Source organism: Microbacterium sp. CFBP9034, assembly GCF_034045255.1.
GTDB lineage: Bacteria > Actinomycetota > Actinomycetes > Actinomycetales > Microbacteriaceae > Microbacterium.
On sequence record NZ_JAXCWC010000002.1, the window covers coordinates 251,326 to 267,199 of the forward strand.

15 protein-coding genes are annotated in these 15,874 nt (G+C 72.7%); 8 read left to right on the forward strand and 7 right to left on the reverse strand.

The window, feature by feature from the left end; all coding sequences use genetic code 11:
• Positions 1-35: 35 nt before the first annotated feature.
• Positions 36-884: a nitrilase-related carbon-nitrogen hydrolase gene (locus SOM19_RS12450; RefSeq protein WP_320486924.1), complete on the reverse strand. Its 849-nt coding sequence runs from the start codon at positions 882-884 to the stop codon at positions 36-38.
• A 206-nt stretch (positions 885-1,090) separates the two neighbouring features.
• On the opposite strand from SOM19_RS12450, the gene SOM19_RS12455 reads away from it, so the two are divergent.
• Together SOM19_RS12455 and SOM19_RS12460 are read left to right on the forward strand one after the other, a co-directional pair.
• Positions 1,091-2,263 carry a histidine kinase gene (locus SOM19_RS12455; RefSeq protein WP_320486925.1) on the forward strand — a complete coding sequence of 391 codons (1,173 nt, stop codon included), beginning with the start codon at positions 1,091-1,093 and terminating at the stop codon, positions 2,261-2,263.
• Positions 2,264-2,315: 52 nt separating this feature from the next.
• Positions 2,316-2,972, forward strand: coding sequence for a response regulator transcription factor (locus SOM19_RS12460; RefSeq protein WP_320486926.1), 657 nt, complete (start codon positions 2,316-2,318; stop codon positions 2,970-2,972).
• 88 nt (positions 2,973-3,060) lie between these two features.
• Here the strand turns inward: SOM19_RS12460 and SOM19_RS12465 are convergent, their stop codons facing one another.
• The gene (locus tag SOM19_RS12465; protein WP_320486927.1) at positions 3,061-3,750 is read right to left on the reverse strand and encodes a hemerythrin domain-containing protein; all 690 of its coding nucleotides are present in this window, start codon (positions 3,748-3,750) and stop codon (positions 3,061-3,063) included.
• 114 nt (positions 3,751-3,864) lie between these two features.
• On the opposite strand from SOM19_RS12465, the gene SOM19_RS12470 reads away from it, so the two are divergent.
• The 3 genes from SOM19_RS12470 to SOM19_RS12480 all read left to right on the forward strand — a co-directional run bounded on the left by SOM19_RS12470 (position 3,865) and on the right by SOM19_RS12480 (position 6,878).
• Positions 3,865-4,458, forward strand: a complete 594-nt coding sequence (locus tag SOM19_RS12470) for a phosphatase PAP2 family protein (RefSeq protein WP_320486928.1) — start codon at positions 3,865-3,867, stop codon at positions 4,456-4,458.
• Positions 4,459-4,581: 123 nt separating this feature from the next.
• A complete protein-coding gene (locus tag SOM19_RS12475) occupies positions 4,582-5,367 on the forward strand; it encodes an ABC transporter ATP-binding protein (protein ID WP_320486929.1) in 786 nt (261 codons plus the stop codon).
• A gap of 77 nt (positions 5,368-5,444) precedes the next feature.
• Positions 5,445-6,878: an ABC transporter permease gene (locus SOM19_RS12480; protein WP_320487732.1), complete on the forward strand. Its 1,434-nt coding sequence runs from the start codon at positions 5,445-5,447 to the stop codon at positions 6,876-6,878.
• A gap of 117 nt (positions 6,879-6,995) precedes the next feature.
• Here SOM19_RS12480 and SOM19_RS12485 read toward each other — a convergent pair whose 3' ends face one another.
• Positions 6,996-7,544 (reverse strand): hypothetical protein, encoded by a 549-nt coding sequence (locus tag SOM19_RS12485; RefSeq protein WP_320486930.1) that lies wholly within the window; start codon positions 7,542-7,544, stop codon positions 6,996-6,998.
• A gap of 225 nt (positions 7,545-7,769) precedes the next feature.
• Here SOM19_RS12485 and SOM19_RS12490 point away from each other — a divergent pair, with 225 nt between their 5' ends.
• Positions 7,770-8,408, forward strand: coding sequence for a 2-phosphosulfolactate phosphatase (locus SOM19_RS12490; RefSeq protein WP_320486931.1), 639 nt, complete (start codon positions 7,770-7,772; stop codon positions 8,406-8,408).
• A gap of 36 nt (positions 8,409-8,444) precedes the next feature.
• On the opposite strand, the gene SOM19_RS12495 is transcribed toward SOM19_RS12490, so the two are convergent.
• The 3 genes from SOM19_RS12495 to SOM19_RS12505 all read right to left on the reverse strand — a co-directional run bounded on the left by SOM19_RS12495 (position 8,445) and on the right by SOM19_RS12505 (position 10,487).
• A complete protein-coding gene (locus tag SOM19_RS12495; RefSeq protein ID WP_320486932.1) occupies positions 8,445-8,936 on the reverse strand; it encodes a SprT-like domain-containing protein in 492 nt (163 codons plus the stop codon).
• A 30-nt stretch (positions 8,937-8,966) separates the two neighbouring features.
• Complete coding sequence (locus tag SOM19_RS12500) at positions 8,967-9,494, reverse strand: hypothetical protein (RefSeq protein ID WP_320486933.1); 528 nt, start codon at positions 9,492-9,494, stop codon at positions 8,967-8,969.
• Positions 9,495-9,623: 129 nt separating this feature from the next.
• The gene (locus SOM19_RS12505; protein ID WP_320486934.1) at positions 9,624-10,487 is read right to left on the reverse strand and encodes a spermidine synthase; all 864 of its coding nucleotides are present in this window, start codon (positions 10,485-10,487) and stop codon (positions 9,624-9,626) included.
• Between the two features lie 159 nt (positions 10,488-10,646).
• Between SOM19_RS12505 and SOM19_RS12510 the strand changes: the two genes are divergently transcribed.
• Complete coding sequence (locus tag SOM19_RS12510; protein WP_320486935.1) at positions 10,647-11,402, forward strand: 5-oxoprolinase subunit PxpA; 756 nt, start codon at positions 10,647-10,649, stop codon at positions 11,400-11,402.
• Positions 11,396-12,973, forward strand: a complete 1,578-nt coding sequence (locus SOM19_RS12515) for a 5-oxoprolinase subunit B/C family protein (RefSeq protein WP_320486936.1) — start codon at positions 11,396-11,398, stop codon at positions 12,971-12,973. Before SOM19_RS12510 ends, SOM19_RS12515 begins: the two co-directional genes overlap by 7 nt.
• Before the next feature lie 7 nt (positions 12,974-12,980).
• Here SOM19_RS12515 and SOM19_RS12520 read toward each other — a convergent pair whose 3' ends face one another.
• Positions 12,981-15,614: an ATP-binding protein gene (locus SOM19_RS12520; RefSeq protein ID WP_320486937.1), complete on the reverse strand. Its 2,634-nt coding sequence runs from the start codon at positions 15,612-15,614 to the stop codon at positions 12,981-12,983.
• Positions 15,615-15,874 lie beyond the last annotated feature (260 nt).

Genomic DNA, 15,874 nt, shown 5'->3' on the forward strand with positions numbered 1-15,874 from the left:
TCGAGTGGGCTGCGCGGTGCGGGCTGCGTCCTTCATCACGGCTTCGCGATCGACGTGTACGAGTCGGGACGACGGTCGCGGTAGAACTGCCAGTCGTCGCGCATCTCCTGCACCATGTTCATCTCGAGATCGCGGATGAGGATCTCCTCGTGCGTGCCGGAGCCGCGCTCGCCCACGAAGTTGCCGCGGGGGTCGATGACCTGGCTGGTGCCGTAGAAGTCGACGGCGAGCTCGCCGTACTCGTTGTCCTCGCGACCGACTCGGTTGGGCTGCAGCACGAAGTAGCCGTTCGCGACGGCCGCGCACGGGCCCTCGACCTCCCACAGGCGGTTCGACAGTCCGGGCTTGGTGGCGTTCGGGTTGAAGACGATGTGCGCGCCGTTGAGGCCCAGCTCGCGCCAGCCCTCGGGGAAGTGCCGGTCGTAGCAGATGTAGGTGCCGATCTTGCCGACCGCCGTGTCGAACACGGGATAGCCGAGGTTGCCGGGGCGGAAGTAGAACTTCTCCCAGAACCGGTCGAGGTGCGGCAGGTGGTGCTTGCGGTACTTGCCGAGGATCGTGCCGTCGGCATCCACCACCACGGCGGTGTTGTAGTAGACGCCGGTGATGTCCTCCTCGTAGATGGGGAGGATCATGACCAGGTTCAGCTCGGCGGCGAGCGCCGCGAACCGCTGCACGATGGGACCGTCCGCGGGCTCGGCGTAGCGGTAGTACTTCTTGTCCTCGGTGATGCCGAAGTAGGGCCCGTAGAACAGCTCCTGGAAGCAGATCACCTGCGCGCCGTCGGCCGCGGCATCCCGGGCGAACTGCTCGTGCTTGTCGAGCATCGACTCCTTGTCGCCTGTCCACGTGGTCTGCGTGATGGCCGCGCGTACCGTCGTCATCATGTCTCCGTCCCTGGGGAGCAGCCCCGCTCCCGATCCTGTCGATCCGACATTTCTCGTCGGTTTCGGCCTGTGTCGCGACAGTAAAGCCTCTGACTGCGCAGTGCAATGGTTGGTTGAGCCAACCATAGGGGCGGTCGCCTTCGCCGCACCGGATACATCGCCAGACGGATGCCGCGGCATCCGCTCTCGCGTAGCGTGAAGCGGTGTTCCGCCGCCTGAAGACCTCGCAGATCGTCGTCGACGTCGTGGTGGCGCTGGTGTTCGGCCTCATCGCCCTGCCGTTCGAGGTCCAGTTCGCCGATGGCACCGGACAGCGCGCCGTCGTGCTCTCCTCGGTGGTGATCACGGTGCTGATGACAGCCGCCCTGGCGGTGCGCCGGCTGTCGCCCGGCCTCTCGCTCGGCCTGGCCTGGGCGGGCGCGATCGCCCAGATGGGGTACGGGCGCCCGCCGAGCCCTGTCGACGTGGCGATCTTCGCGGTGCTGTACGTGACCGCGGCCTACGGGTCTCGCACGGTGTTCTGGCTCGGGTTCGCCTCGTCGTTCGTGGGGGCCCTGGTCATCACCGTGTACCTGGTGATCGGCCCCTACTTCGGGTCGGGCGGCGTGACGTGGAGCACGATCCCGCTCGTCCTCGCCGTGCTCGTCGCGGCCTGCTTCGCGCTCCTGCTCTCGTGGACCGTGGGCGCGCTCGTGCGCACCGCCGTCAGGGCGAGGGAGAACCGCACGGCGCAGGAGAGGGCCGAGGCCGAGGCGGTCGTGGAGCAGGAGCGCGTGCGGATCGCGCGCGACATGCACGACGTCGTCGCCCACTCGCTCGCGGTGGTCATCGCGCAGGCCGATGGGGCGCGCTACGCCGCGGCCGTCGACCCGTCCGCGGCGACGACCGCCCTCGAGACGATCTCGTCCACGGCCCGATCCGCGCTCGGCGACGTGCGGCTGCTGCTGACGCAGCTCCGTCACAGTCAGGGCGACGGCCCGCAGCCCACGCTCGCCGACCTGGAGTCGCTGTACGCGCAGGTCCGGACGGCCGGTGTGACCCTTCGCGTGGAGGTCGCCCCCATGCCGCCCGCCGAGCCCCCGGGCGCGGTCCAGCTGGCCCTGTACCGCGTGCTGCAGGAGGCGCTCACGAACGCCCTGCGGCACGGCGTTGCCGGCGGGCCGGTCTCCGTGCGGCTGGCGTGGCTGCCCGACCGCGTCGAGATCGAGGTGCGCAACCCGCTCGGCTCGGAGCGCCGGCACGAGCCCTCGGGCACCGGTCACGGGCTGATCGGAATGCGCGAGCGCGCGCAGCTCGCCGGTGGCCGGATCGCGGCCGAGCCCCGCGGGGCCGAGTTCGTCGTGTCGGGCGTCCTGCCGCTCGGGAGCCCGGCGTGACCGCCGCTCAGGTCTTTTCCCGCCGCAGCCAGACCTCGGAAGCGAGACCCGCATGACGGCCCACGACACTCCGATCCGCGTCGCGCTCGTCGACGACCAGGCGCTGTTCCGCGCCGGCATCCGCATGCTCGTCGACTCTCAGCCCGACCTGGAAGTCGTCGCCGAGGCCTCCGACGGCCGTGAGGCGATCGACGTGGTCCGCGCCACACGCCCCGACGTCGTGCTGATGGACATCCGGATGCCGGTCCTCGACGGGCTCGCCGCCACCGCAGAGCTGCTGCAGGACCCGCAGCCCCCGCGCATCGTCATGCTGACGACGTTCGACCTCGACGAGGCGGCGGCCCGGGCGATCCGCCAGGGGGCGAGCGGGTTCCTGCTCAAGGACGCCGATCCGGAGTTCCTGCTGGCCGCGATCCGCACGGTGCATGCCGGATCGGCCGTGATCGCGGCATCCGCCACCCGCGACCTGTTCGCGCACTTCGCCGATGCCGCGCCCCGCCCGGTGCCCGCGACGTACGGCGACCTGACCGAGCGGGAGCGCGAGATCTTCGCCCTGGCCGCACGGGGCCTGTCGAACGCCGAGATCGCGGCGCGCGAGTACCTCAGTGAGGCGACCGTGAAGACGCACATCAGCCGCATCCTCGGCAAGCTCGGGCTGCGGGACCGCGTGCAGCTGGTCGTGTTCGCGTTCGAGCACGGCCTGGCCTGACGCCGTTTTCGTCTCGTCGCTGCGCTCCTCGCTCAACGACCGGTCCTCTCGGTCGTTGAGCGAGCGGAGCGAGACGAAACGCGCCGGGTCAGCGCCCTTCCAGCGCCGCCCGGTGCCGCGTGTACTTGCGCTTGCCGATGAGGCGCCAGGCGAGCCGGCCCGGGGCGGGCATGTGCGCGCGGAGCCACTCGTCACCGCCGTCGGGCTGCGACGCGAGGATCTCGCCGAGCTGCTGCCACGTCTGCCCCTTCGGGATCGAGCGGCGTCCGTGCTCCGAGAACCACTCCACCTCGCTCTCGGTGATGGTGTACTCCATGACCGGCACGATGTTCGTCTCCTCGTCGGGCAGGTGCACGGCGATCGCCGCGTTGACGCCATCCAGCGCGGCCAGGACGGGCTCGGCCTCCACTCGAGTGGCCGAGGCCCGCCACGCCGGAAGGGCGCCGTCCAGCGCGGTGAGGTGCACGAGCAGCTCCGCATGCTGGGCCTTCATGCGCTCGACATGCGGGGCGCACGACGGCGCGCGCTCGTCGAGCGCATCCCAGAGCTTGGCGTCCTCGCCCTCGTGGTGGGCGTGGAGCCCGAGCGACAGCGTCTCGAGCTGCGTCGCCACCGCGGCGGCATGGGCGGCATCGCCGTCGGCCACGCGGCGCACCAGGTCGGGCGCTTCACCGAACCCGCGTCGGAACATGCGGTGGATCTCGATCATCCCCCGGGCATCGCAGGTCTTCGGGCCGACGGGCACATCGCCGCTGGGCGGCAGGGGAGTGGCGGGCATGGCGGGCTCCTCAGGAGTTCAAGCACGTCGTCGTCGGCGTGTTGAACATAGCCACTCCGTCCTCGCGGGACAAGGCATCCTGCGTGGGAGCCCTGCGGGATTAGCCTCGTGGCCATGCGCCCTGCGACCCTCCGGCAGCCGGACCCCGCGCCTCGCCCCGCACGGATCATGCCGACGTGGATCCGCCGCGTGGATCGGGCGGTCAATCGCCGCATCAACGCGTCCCGTCGGTGGCACGCCCACGACCGCGGGTTCAGCCGCCTCAGCCACGCGGCCGACAGGGGTGCGCTCTGGTACGCGATCGCGGCCGCTCTCGCGGTGTTCGGCCGCCCCCGCGCGGCCCTTCGCGGCGTCGGATCGATGATCGTCGCGGGCGTGATCTCGGACGTCATCGTCAAGCGATTCTTCGACGGCAGGCGGCCGGTCTCCGGCGAGGTGCCCGTCGGCCGGCGCCTCCGGTGGTACCCGACCACGAAATCGTTCCCTTCGGGGCACTCGGCCAGCGCGGCCGGGTTCGCCGCCGGCGTGGCCCTGGAATCGGGGGGAGCGGGCCTCATCGTCGCCCCGGTCGCCGCCGCAGTGGCGTATTCACGCATGCACGTCGGTGCCCACTGGCTCTCCGACGTGATCGGCGGCGTCGCGATCGGCGCCGTCGTGGCGCTGCTCGGTCGGCTCACCGTACCGGCCCGATCGCACCGGGGCGGCTGAGCCATCGACGCGGCGGCCGGTCGGGGGCCCTCGCGCCGGCGGCCCACAGATCATCCCTGCGATGTACGCCGATGCGTCCCGGGGCCGACGCGACGGGGCGGGCCCGGTTCGTACCGTCGAAGCATGGAACTCACATCGACAGACCTCGGGCTCGCCGCCCGGGTGCAGCAGCTCACCAAGACCTACGGCGCCGGCGAGAGCACGGTCCGCGCTCTGGACGGCGTCTCGGTCGGCATCCGTCGCGGAGAGTTCACCGCGATCATGGGCCCGTCCGGATCGGGAAAGTCGACCCTCATGCACATCATGGCGGGACTGGATGCCCCGACCGCCGGCCGCGCGTGGATCGGCGACACCGACATCACGGGTCTCTCCGACCTCGAACTCACGATCCTGCGGCGCCGTCGCGTCGGCTTCGTCTTCCAGGCGTTCAACCTCATCCCGACCCTCGACGCGATCGGCAACATCCTGCTGCCCTTCGATCTCGACGGCCGCCGCCCCACGGCTCTCGAGCAGGCTCGGATCAACGGGCTCGTCGAGACGCTCGGCCTCACCTCGCGCCTCGGCCACCGGCCGCACCAGCTGTCGGGCGGCCAGCAGCAGCGTGTCGCGATCGCCCGTGCTCTCGCGACGGCGCCCGATCTCGTGTTCGCCGACGAGCCCACCGGAAACCTCGACTCGCGCAGCGGCCGCGAGGTGCTCGGCCTCCTGGCCGCGGCCAGCCGCGAGCACGGCCAGTCGATCGCGATGGTCACGCACGACCCGATCGCGGCCAGCCACGCCGACCGGGTCCTGTTCCTCGGCGACGGCCGGATCGTCGCGGACAAGCCCCGTCAGAGCGCCGAGGAGATCTCGGCCTACATGCTCGCCACCGAGCTCGGCGCGGACTCGGCTGCGACGGTGGCGTCATGACCGCCGCACCCTCTCCCGACGTCGCACTCGCTTCGAGCGTCTCACCGCCGGTGATCCCACCGGCGAGAAGCGAGCGGATGCCTCGGCCTGCGGCATCCGCCCCGCTGGCATGGCTGCGCGAACGAGGCATGGGCGCGAGCATCCTCGTCGCCGCGATCTCGACCGCGTTCGGCGCCGTGCTGCTGAGTGCGACCGGTTTCCTCGCCGCCGTCATGCGCTCCGACCCCTACATCGGCGACAGCGAGATGCTGGCCGCCGTGCTTGCGATCCTCACGGTGCTGCTCGTCGGGGTGGCCGTCTACGTCGCCGCCATCGTGACGGCGAACACCTTCTCGACCGTCGTCGCCGGACGCACGCGGCGCATCGCGCTGATGCGGCTGATCGGCGCCTCGGCGAGGTCGCAGCGCACCGAGGTGGCGCGCCAGGGGCTCGTGGTCGGGATCATCGGGGCGTTCCTCGGCCTGGTGGCGGGCACCGCCGTCTCGGCGGCCGGCGTCGCGCTGGCCGAGGCGCTGCTCGGCATCGACGACGTCGACTACTCCGTGGTGCAGGGCGTGCTGCTCATCCCGGCGGTCATCGTCGCCCTGACGACGTGGGCCGCCGCCTGGGCGGGCTCCCGGAGAGTCCTGACCGTGACGCCGCTGCAGGCGCTCGGCGGCTCGGTCGAGGCATCCCACGACTCCTTCGCCCGGCGTCGCGGACGCAACGGCGCCGCCATCGCACTGTTCGTCTCGGGTGGCGCGCTGCTCGCCGGAGGCATCCTGCTCGGCCTGCTCACGCCGCTCGGAGTGGTGGTCGCCTTCGTCGGCGGCATCCTCTCCTTCACCGGGCTCGTGGTCGGCTCGACGATGATCATGCCGCCCGTGCTGCGGCTGGTGGGTCGTCTCTTCGGACGCTCGGCGACGGCGAAGCTGGCGGCCGAGAACGCCCTGCGGTACCCGGAGCGCTCCAGCCGCATGGCGATCGGGGTCGTGATCGGGGTGACGCTCGTGACGATGTTCGCCGTGGCGCTGGAGACCGTGAAGTCCGTCATCACGGCGTCCGCCGGCGGCGAGGTCGACACCGAGCTCAACACCGTCATCGACACGTTCTCCGGGGTCATGATGGGGCTGGTCGGGGTTTCGGCGGTGATCGCCGCCGTCGGGCTGGTCAACCTCCTCACGATCGGCGTCGTGCAGCGCCGCCGCGAGCTCGGCCTGCTGCGGGCGCTCGGGGTCTCGACCGGCCAGGTGCGGCGGATGGTGCTGCTCGAGGCGGCGCACATCACGATCGCGGCCGTGGCGACGGGGCTCGTGCTGGGGATCGCGTACGGCTGGGCCGGGGCCCAGTCGCTGCTCGGCTCGGCCCCGATGCCGCCGGCGTGGCAGTCGCCGACCCTGGTGGCCCCCGCGGTGCCGTGGGTGCCGGTGGCGCTGATCGTCGTCGCGACCGCGGTGCTCACGCTCGTGGCCGCGGTCGTCCCGACACGGCTGGCGACGAGGGTCGCGCCCGTCGAGGCGCTCGCCGACTGATCCCGGCGGGAGAGAGCGGATGCCGCGGCCAGGCTTCGGCCGCGGCATCCGTGTCAGTCGGCTCGCTGGTGGGCCGTGTTCGGTGCGTCGGCGTTCGGCGGGCGTTGCGCGGCGGTGTCAGTCCGCCGGCTCGGCGTGGGCGGGCGACTCGGCCGCGGCCGGCTCGGCGCCGTCGGGCAGGTCATGCGCCCACGTCGGCGCGAGCGCCCGGATGCGCGCCCCCCGCCACTGCCAGGTGGCCCACAGCACCGGCCAGAGCGCGGGTGCGGTCGCGCCGCCGATCACGAGGCGGTCGCGCCACAGCGTCTTGGTCGGGTCCCCCGGAGCCGGGGAGATCGCCATCTGGTGGTCCCACACGTCGAGACTCGAGAGGGGTCCGGTGAGCGGGATGCCGCTGTCGCGGAAGACGCGCACGCGCCCGGCCGGCTCGTCGACGAACCGCTCGCTCACGTGGATCAGCTGCCGGCCGGCCGGGATCCCGCCGAGCGCCCACAGCTGCACGGGCACGTCGTCGCCGGGCGACCAGGCCGTCGGCAGGCCGCTGGGGATGAGCGGGTCGAGGCCCAGGAGCGGCCCGTAGAGCTCGGCCACGGCGCGCGGGGAATGCACGGCGCGCCACGCGGCATCCGCATCGCAGTCGATCACGAGCTTGAGGAGGATGCGCATGCTTCAGTGTGGCACCGCGGACTCGGCCTGACGCAGGGGTGGCGGGATCGGGACGCGGCGGGTAGGAGCGGCGGGCCCGGCACGTGTGTCATAACTCCGCCTGGACGGCCCCGGCCGCGGCGGCGGACTCGAGTTAGCGCGGGTGCGCCGGGTAGGAGCGGCGGGCAGCGAGGCGGAGTTGTGACACGCGCATGAGCCGGGCAAGGCCCGTCGTACGCTGGACGGATGCCCGGACCCTTCGACCAGTCCACGTACCAGGTGCGCCTCGACTGGGGATCGGACGGGCTCGCGCGCCTCGCACCGAGCGATGTCGTCGTCGTCGTCGACGTGCTGCAGTTCTCCTCGACGGTGATCCAGGCAGTCGAGCGCAGTGAGACGGTGGCGCTGGATGCCGCGGCCCACGCCGTGTCCCTCAACGGCGCCGCGGTGGCCCTCGCCGGCGGGCAGTCCGCATCGACCGTGCTGCTCGGCGGTCTGCGCAACGCCTCCGCCGTCGCCCGCGCCGTGCTCGACGTGCAACGGCAGCGCGGCGAGCGCACCAGCATCGCGGTCATCGCGTGCGGCGAGCTGACGTCTGCCGAACCGGGCGCGGCACTGCGCTTCGCCGTCGAGGACCTGCTCGGCGCCGGAGCGGTCATCGACGCGCTCGCCGACCTCGGGATCGACCACTCGTCGCCCGACGCGGCGGTGGCGGGCGAGAGCTTCCGCGCCCTGCGTGGCGCTGCGCGACACCTGCTCACCGCGAGCGGCTCAGGCCTCGAGCTCGAGGCGCTCGGCCGACGCGACGAGGTGCTCGCGGCCGCTGCGGTGGACGCGGCATCCGTCGTGCCCGTCCTCCGGGACGGCGCGTTCATCGCGCTCTGACCCTGCCGAGCGACGCGCCGCGAACCCGCGCCGCGGTCAGTCCCGGGGCGTCATGGCGGCGAGGCGGGTCGCCGGGGTGATCTCGCGCCTGGTCCAGGCGAACGCGTGACGCTCGTCGAATCGCGGCGCGCACTTCGCGCACGACGTCGGCCGGGTGGCCTTGCGATGGCGATAGGCCAGGTGCCCTGCAGGGCAGACGCCGATCCAGGGTGCGAGGTCGGTCGCCGTCTCGCCGCGGTGGGTCGTGCCGCCGACGTAGCCCAGCTCGCGCGCGAGCGCCTTCCAGGTGGGTCCGTGCCCGGCGGCGGGGCCGGCGAGAGCGTGGGCGACCTCGTGCAGCAGCGTCTGGTGGTTGGTGTCGTCGTCGTAGCGGGCGGTGAGGTACCGCGACACGGTGATGCGCTTGCGCGTGTAGTCGCACAGCCCGGCACGGCGCTTGGCGCTGTCGAACCCGAACGTCCACGAGTCGTCGAGGTGGGCGGCGATGAGCGCCTCGGCCCAGTGGCGCACGCGATTCAGTTCCGACATGAGGGCGACAGTAGAAGGTGCCTGCGACAGTCAGCTGGCGACGGATGCCGCAGCCCGGCGCCGGTCGGCGGCATCGATGGCGAGCAGCGTCGACTCGAGCTGGTCGTCGGGCGCCCCGGACTCCTGGCGCAGGAACAGCGCGCGCTTGAAGTCCCGGCGGGCGGACTCGAAGTCGCCGGCCTCGTAGTGCACCTTGCCGCGGTGCTGCAACGCGAAGGCGGCGATGCCGGCCCAGCCCTGGCCCTCGGCCTCTTCGGCACAGGTGGTGAGCTCCTGGTCGGCAGCCGCATACGCGCCGCGTGCCTGCAGCACCGAGGCGTGGAGGATCCGAGCGCGGAGCAGGTCCTTGCGTGTGCCCGCCATGCGCGCGACCCGCACGGACTGCTCCGACACGACCAGGGCGTCTTCGGTGCGATCGAGCACCTTGAGCAGCCAGACGCGCTCGAGGAGGGCGGGAAGGCTGCGCTGCTCGCCGATCTCGTCGAGGCGTTCCTTGCAATGGCGTGCGTCGACCTTTTCCCGGAGGGTGTCGGGGTCGTACCCGCGGATGTAGCTCACAGCGACTCCCTTCGCACATGCTCGATCGCTCTCTCCAGTGTGCCGCCTCGCGCGCGCTTCCACGGCCGTGGCACGCCGTGGCGACGTCCGTTCGGCAGACGATTTCGTGGTCTCTCGGCGGTGGCGGGCTCAGCGATCGAAGAGGGATGCCGAGGGCCGGGGCGAGGCGGTCGCGTCGGCGTCGGTGGCGACCTTGGCGCCCCGCGCGAACTCGACGACCTCGGCGCCCTGCGCGACCTTCGCCGGGTGGGGTCCCGCCGCCATGAGCCGGGGCAGCCACTCGGTGGGAAGGGGCGCCCGGGACGCCGCGATCACGAGGTTGCCGAACCGCCGCCCCTTGAGCGTCTGCACCTCGGCAAGCACGATCACATGCTCGAGCACCGCAGCGATCGTGGCGACCTGACGCCGAGCGAACGCGAGTCCGGCGCCATCGGCCACGTTGACGAGCAGCACCCCGTCGGGTGCGAGGAAGCGCACCGCCTCGGTGTAGAACTCGACGGTCGTGAGGTGGGCAGGGGTCTGGGCGCCGGAGTAGACGTCCGAGACGACGAGGTCTGCGGCGCCGACGAGCCCGGCCGGAAGGCGGCCGAGGCCCTCGCGGGCGTCGCCGATCCGCACCCGGATGGCGGCCCCCCGTGGCAGCGGGAGGTTCTCGCGCACGAGGTCCCACAGTGCCGGCTCGAGCTCGATCACCTGCTGGCGCGAACCGGGTCGGGTCGTCTCGACGTAGCGCGGGATCGTGAGGGCTCCGGCACCCAGGTGGATCGCGGTGAGCGGCTGGCGCGGCATCCGGAGCCTGTCGATCACCGCGCCCATCCGCGCGATGTATTCGAAGTGGAGGTGGGTCGGGTCGTCGAGGTCGACGTGCGACTGCGGGGTGCCGTCGACGTCGAGCTCCCAGCCGCCACCGAACGCCGAGGGGATGACGCGCGCGATGGTGCCGTCCGCCAGGCGTGCCGAGGGGGCGGATGCCTCGTTCCTGCCGCGCGCCATGCCCTCAACCTAGCCCGGACCGCCGCACTCGTCCGGCCGGTGGCCGTGCCACAACTCCGCCTGATGCGCGAGTGCCTACGGTGCCGCCGGCGGAAAGACGGGCGGCGGAGCGACGCCCCGCCCCGCCAGGCGGAGTTGCGGCGCAGTAGCGTGGAAGCCATGGCGGCCATCGACCTCAACGCCGATCTCGGCGAGACCGTCGACGGTGTCCCGACCGCCGACGACGAGGCCATGTTCGCGGTCATCTCGAGCGCGAGCGTCGCCTGCGGCGGACACGCAGGGGATGCCACGGCCATGCGCGAGGCGGTCGCGCGGGCGGCGCGGTTCGGGGTGGCCGTCGGTGCTCATCCGTCCTACCCCGATCCGGCGAACTTCGGCCGTTCGCCGATGGAGATGGCGCCGGACGAACTGGCGGCCTCGGTCGCAGAGCAGCTGGGCCGGCTCGTCGCGGCGGGCGCGGACCTTCGCTACGTCAAGCCCCATGGGGCGCTGTACCACGCCGTCACCCGAGACAAGGGGCAGGCGGATGCCGTGGCCCGAGCCGTGGCCGGCCAGTCGGAGCTGCTCGGCCGCGCCCTTCCGCTCCTCGGCCTGGCCGGCGAGATCGTGGGGGCTGCCGCATCCGCCGGTCTGCCCTTCGTGCGGGAGGCGTTCCTCGACCGCGGGTACTCCCGGGACGGCGGGCTCGTCGGCCGCACCGAGCCGGGAGCGCTGCTCGCTGATCCCGCGGCGGTGGCCGCACGGGCGGTGCGGCTCGTGCGGGACGGTCAGGTGGAGGCCGTCGACGGGACGGTCGTCGTGACCGAGGCGGGCTCGCTGTGCCTCCACGGGGACTCGCCGTCGGCGGTGGCGATGGCCCGTGCCGTGCGTGACGCGCTGGATCGCGAGGGCGTCGAGGTGCGCGCGCCGTGGTGAGCGTGCGGCTGCTCCCGATGGGCGAGCGGGCGTTCCTGCTCGAGGCCGGCTCGCTCGACGAGGTGCTGGCCCTTCACTCGGGGCTCGAGGCCGAGCGCCCTACCGGGGTCCTGGACCTCGTTCCCGCCGCGCGGACGGTGCTCGTGCGCATCGACCCGGTTGTGCTTCCGGTGCCGGCTGCCCGGGCGTGGGCGCAGGCGGCGGCGGCGAAGGCCGAGCGGACTCCGCCGACGTCGACCGCCGCGGTCGAACTCGACATCGCCTACGACGGAGCCGACCTCGCCGAGACGGCCGGGCTGCTGGGGCTCACCGCGGACGAGCTCGTGCGCCGGCACTCCGCGGCCGAGTGGACCGTCGCCTTCACGGGCTTCGCCCCCGGCTTCGGCTACCTCGTGAGCGAGGACTGGCCGTACGACGTGCCGAGACTGTCGTCGCCGCGCACCCGCGTGCCGGCGGGCGTCGTGGGGCTGGCCGCGAGGTTCTCGGGGGCGTACCCGCGCGAGACTCCGGGTGGCTGGCGGCTCATCGGCACGACGGATGCCCGGCTGTTCGACGCGGATGCCGCGACCCCGGCGCTGCTCGCCCCGGGTGCGCGCGTGCGGTTCACGCCGGTCCGAGCGCTCGCCGTGACGTCATCGGCGACGGCGCCCGCCTCTGTGCCCCCCGTCTCGACCGCGCCGTCCCCGGCCGCGACCCCGTCGGCCGGGATCGAGATCATCGACCCCGGCCTGCTCGCCACGCTGCAGGACCTGGGCCGGCCCGGCGCCGCCTCCCTCGGCGTCGCGGTGTCGGGCGCGCTCGACCGTGGTGCGCTGCGCACGGCGAACAGGCTGCTCGGCAACCCGGAGGATGCGACGGGCGTCGAGGTGACCATGGGCGGATTCCGCGCCGTGGCCGCGGTCGACGCGTGGTTCGCCGTGACCGGCGCCTGGGGTCCGGTGCGCCTGGCCGGCCGCGAGGTCGACCCCTACGCCGCCCACGAATGGCCCGCCGGCGCCGAGCTTCACCTGGACTGGTTCCAGCACGGCGCGCGGGCCTACCTCGCGGCGCGCGGCGGGTTCGACGCACGTCCGGCGCTCGGGTCGCGCGCGACCGACCTGCTGGCGGGCATCGGACCGGCGGCGCTGCGGGCCGGGGACGCCGTCGGGCTGCGGGCCGAGGCATCCGTCCCCATTCCGGTGGCGCCGCTCGCGCCCTGGGGAGCGCCGCACGACGACGAGCTCGTCGTGGAGCTCGCCCCCGGCCCCCGCGCGGACTGGTTCGGATCCCCCGCGCTGGGGATGCTGTACGAGGCCGTGTGGACGGTCTCGAACGACGCCGACCGGGTCGGCATGCGCCTCGACGGGCCGGAGCTCGTCCGCGCCCGCACCGATGAGCTGCCGAGCGAGGGCATGGTTCCGGGAGCGCTGCAGGTGCCGCCGAGCGGCCGGCCGACGATCCTCCTTGCGGACGGGCCGGTGACGGGTGGCTACCCCGTCATCGCGGTGGTGACGGATGCCGCGCTCGACCTGCTCGCGCAGGCGCGGCCGGGCACCCGCATCCGGTTCCGCCACGCCCGCACGAACGGGTAGCGCCGGCTCACCAGGAGCGCAGGGCCGCGGCCACGCCGTCGTGCTCGGGCGCGGGAAGCGCGAGCAGCACCGCCTCCGCCACGGTGAGGTCTGCGCCCGCAGCCTCTCCCGCGGCCACCGCGTCGGGATCGCGCCCGCGGAGGATCTCGAGGTACGGGGTGTGGACGGTGAAGGCCTCGACGTCGAAGATGCCGATGCGCCGGCGGATCACGCCCGCAGCGACCGCGAGGGCGGCGGCGCGGAACCCGTCGCCGTGCGCCGCGGCGACCGCGCACACTCCCTCCAGGCCGTACGCCACGCCCTCCTCGTAGTGCAGCTGCACCGACAGGAGGAGGGTGCGCACGAACTCCTGCTCCGCCTCGTCGATGTTGCCGAGCTGGAAGTTCAGACGCGACCGCAGGTTTCCCGCCACCGAGGAGGTGAACAGGTCGCCGCGCGCCGAGGCGACCTCGGCGGCGCGGTCGAAGTGCGCCAGCGCGTCGTCCGTGGCGCCGCGCACCCAGGCGAGCCGGCCGAGCGAGACCTCGGTGATCGCCTCGGCCCAGCCGTTGCCGAGGTGTCGCAGCTGCGCGACCGCCTTGCGCAGCTCCTTCTCCGCCTTGGCGGCGTTGGGGTCGGGCAGCTGCACGCGCGCCGTCGCGCGTGCGGCGAGCGCCATGGCGGCGGCATCCGCATCGCCGCTCTCGGTGAACAGGCGCACGCACTCGCCCAGCCCGGCCACCACCTGCTCGCTCGGGCGCTGCCACATTTCGCCCCAGAGCGCGAGGAACCAGGCCACCGCGCGGGTGTGCTGGGTGATCGGGCACTCGTGCTGCTTCTCGAGCAGCTCGAGCATCCACAGGCGCACCTCGGCGAAGAAGCCCGAGATCCACCAGTAGATGAGCAGGCTCCACGCGAAGTCGCCGGCGTCGTCCAGTCGGTTCGTGTACACCAGGTGGCGTACGGCCGCCCGCAGGTTCGGCAGCTCGAGCCCCAGCTGCACGACGGCATCGGCCTGCGCCTGGCCGCCGAGCCCGGGCGCCACGCGCCGCACGTAGTCGATGTAGTAGTCGGCGTGCGCGGCCCGGACGCGGTCGGCCTCGCCTCGGGCCTTGAGGCGTCCGATCGAGTACTCCCGCACGATGGCGAGGAGCGAGAACACGGCCCGTCCGCCCATCTCCGTCTGCTTCACGAGCGAGCCGTCGACCAGGGCGGTCAGCGCGTCGATCGTCTCGTGCTCCCACGAGCGCCCGACGCCGAGCGCCTCGACGGCCTCGAGCGTGAAGCGCGTCGCGAAGACGCCGAGATCCTCGAGCAGCTCACGCTGCGTCTCGGGCAGCAGGCTCACGCTCCAGTCGATGGTCGCGCGCATCGTCCGGTGGCGCTCGGGCAGGTCGCGCACCGCGGCGGTGAGCAGCGGCAGGCTCTGCTCCAGGCGCTGCGCGATCCCGGCCGGCGTCAGGATGCGGATCTTCGCCGCCGCGAGCTCGATCGCCAGCGGCAGGCCCTCGAGCCGGCGGCAGATGTCGGCGAGGTGCGCCGCGTTGTCCGGAGTCACATCGAACCCCGGCTTGGCGGCCTGCGCGCGGTCGACGAAGAGAGCGACCGCCGCCGAGCGCGTCGTGCGGTCGAGGCTGGCGGGCGCGCTTCCGGGAGGCGTGGTGAGTGTCGGCACCTCGTACACGCGTTCGCCGCGGATGCGCAGCACGATGCGGCTGGTGACGAGGAAGGTCGCCGTGGGCGCCACCGTGTACAGCCGCACGAGCACGGGCGCGGCCTCGACGATCTGCTCGAAGTTGTCGAGCACGACGAGCACCTTGCGGTCGGCGAGAGCGTGGGCGATGCGCTCCTCGAGCGCGGCTTCGCCGTTGTCGCGGATGCCGAGCACGTACGCGATCGTGGGCAGCAGCAGGCCCGGTTCGAGCACGCCCTCGAGCAGCACGAAGTAGGTCCCGCCGGGGAAGAGGTCGTCGGTGGCGAGCGCGGTCTCGATGGCGAGGCGGCTCTTGCCGATGCCGCCCGGACCGAGGAGGCTCACCACGCGATCGGTGCCGCGGGCGAGCAGGTCCCGCACCGCCGCGATGTCGTGCTCGCGCCCGATGGTGGGCGTGTACGGCACCGGCACACGGGCGACGAGGGATGCCGCGGCGGCCTCCGGGTCGGGCTCCTCGACGAGGCGCGACTCGTCGAAGCGCTCGGCGAGGAGCATCGCGAGATCGCCGGCGACCTGGTCCTCCAGCTCGTCGGCGGTGTGGAAGTGGAGATACGCCGCGGTGTCGTCGGCCTGGATGCGGGTGATCAGCTCGGTGAGGCGGTCGTCCCGCGCCTCGGACGCCTTGATGTAGATGAGCTTCGGCATGGATGCCGGGGCGAGGTTGTACTCGTCCTCGAGGCCGGAGATCTCCTCCTCGGGGGCGACCCACCCGTAGCTGGCGCCGTAGATCCCCACGAACACGTCGCTCTGCGCGAGGTAGGACCGATAGAGCTCTCGCGGCGGGTGCGGGCGCGCACCGAGCTCGAACATCACGGGCGCCAGCCGCATGCGCTCGATGGCGTCGCGCACCGCCCGTCTTTCATCGGCGAGCTCGCGCAGAGTCGAGCTCACGAACACCCGGATCCGCTGGTCGGGCGTGCGGATCACGGGGTGCTGGACCCCAGTCATGTGCACATCATGGACCCGCCGAGGCGGATCACGCCATCATTCTGCGCAGGAATTCGCGGAATCCGGGGCGAATCGGGCCGGTTATACCGCAGCATCCGAAAGTCGTCAAGGATCCCGCTGGACATGGCGCGTCGCGTCACGTATAGTAGGTCCTTGCGCTCTTGGATTCCCCCTGCCCTCATATGGTGGTCGGCTGTGCCTGCGCCCCCTCGTTTCATCGCGAGGCGTGACGCGCGGGCTATCGGGGACGACTGAGCACT

Excerpts from the sequence above, each read along its gene's own strand:
- SOM19_RS12450 (WP_320486924.1), bottom strand. The coding sequence starts at position 884 with ATGACGACGGTACGCGCGGCCATCACGCAGACCACGTGGACAGGCGAC.
- SOM19_RS12460 (WP_320486926.1), top strand. The coding sequence starts at position 2,316 with ATGACGGCCCACGACACTCCGATCCGCGTCGCGCTCGTCGACGACCAG.
- SOM19_RS12465 (WP_320486927.1), bottom strand. The coding sequence starts at position 3,750 with ATGCCCGCCACTCCCCTGCCGCCCAGCGGCGATGTGCCCGTCGGCCCG.
- SOM19_RS12470 (WP_320486928.1), top strand. The coding sequence starts at position 3,865 with ATGCGCCCTGCGACCCTCCGGCAGCCGGACCCCGCGCCTCGCCCCGCA.
- SOM19_RS12475 (WP_320486929.1), top strand. The coding sequence starts at position 4,582 with ATGGAACTCACATCGACAGACCTCGGGCTCGCCGCCCGGGTGCAGCAG.
- SOM19_RS12480 (WP_320487732.1), top strand. The coding sequence starts at position 5,445 with ATGCCTCGGCCTGCGGCATCCGCCCCGCTGGCATGGCTGCGCGAACGA.
- SOM19_RS12485 (WP_320486930.1), bottom strand. The coding sequence starts at position 7,544 with ATGCGCATCCTCCTCAAGCTCGTGATCGACTGCGATGCGGATGCCGCG.
- SOM19_RS12490 (WP_320486931.1), top strand. The coding sequence starts at position 7,770 with ATGCCCGGACCCTTCGACCAGTCCACGTACCAGGTGCGCCTCGACTGG.
- SOM19_RS12495 (WP_320486932.1), bottom strand. The coding sequence starts at position 8,936 with ATGTCGGAACTGAATCGCGTGCGCCACTGGGCCGAGGCGCTCATCGCC.
- SOM19_RS12505 (WP_320486934.1), bottom strand. The coding sequence starts at position 10,487 with ATGGCGCGCGGCAGGAACGAGGCATCCGCCCCCTCGGCACGCCTGGCG.
- SOM19_RS12510 (WP_320486935.1), top strand. The coding sequence starts at position 10,647 with ATGGCGGCCATCGACCTCAACGCCGATCTCGGCGAGACCGTCGACGGT.
- SOM19_RS12520 (WP_320486937.1), bottom strand. The coding sequence starts at position 15,614 with ATGACTGGGGTCCAGCACCCCGTGATCCGCACGCCCGACCAGCGGATC.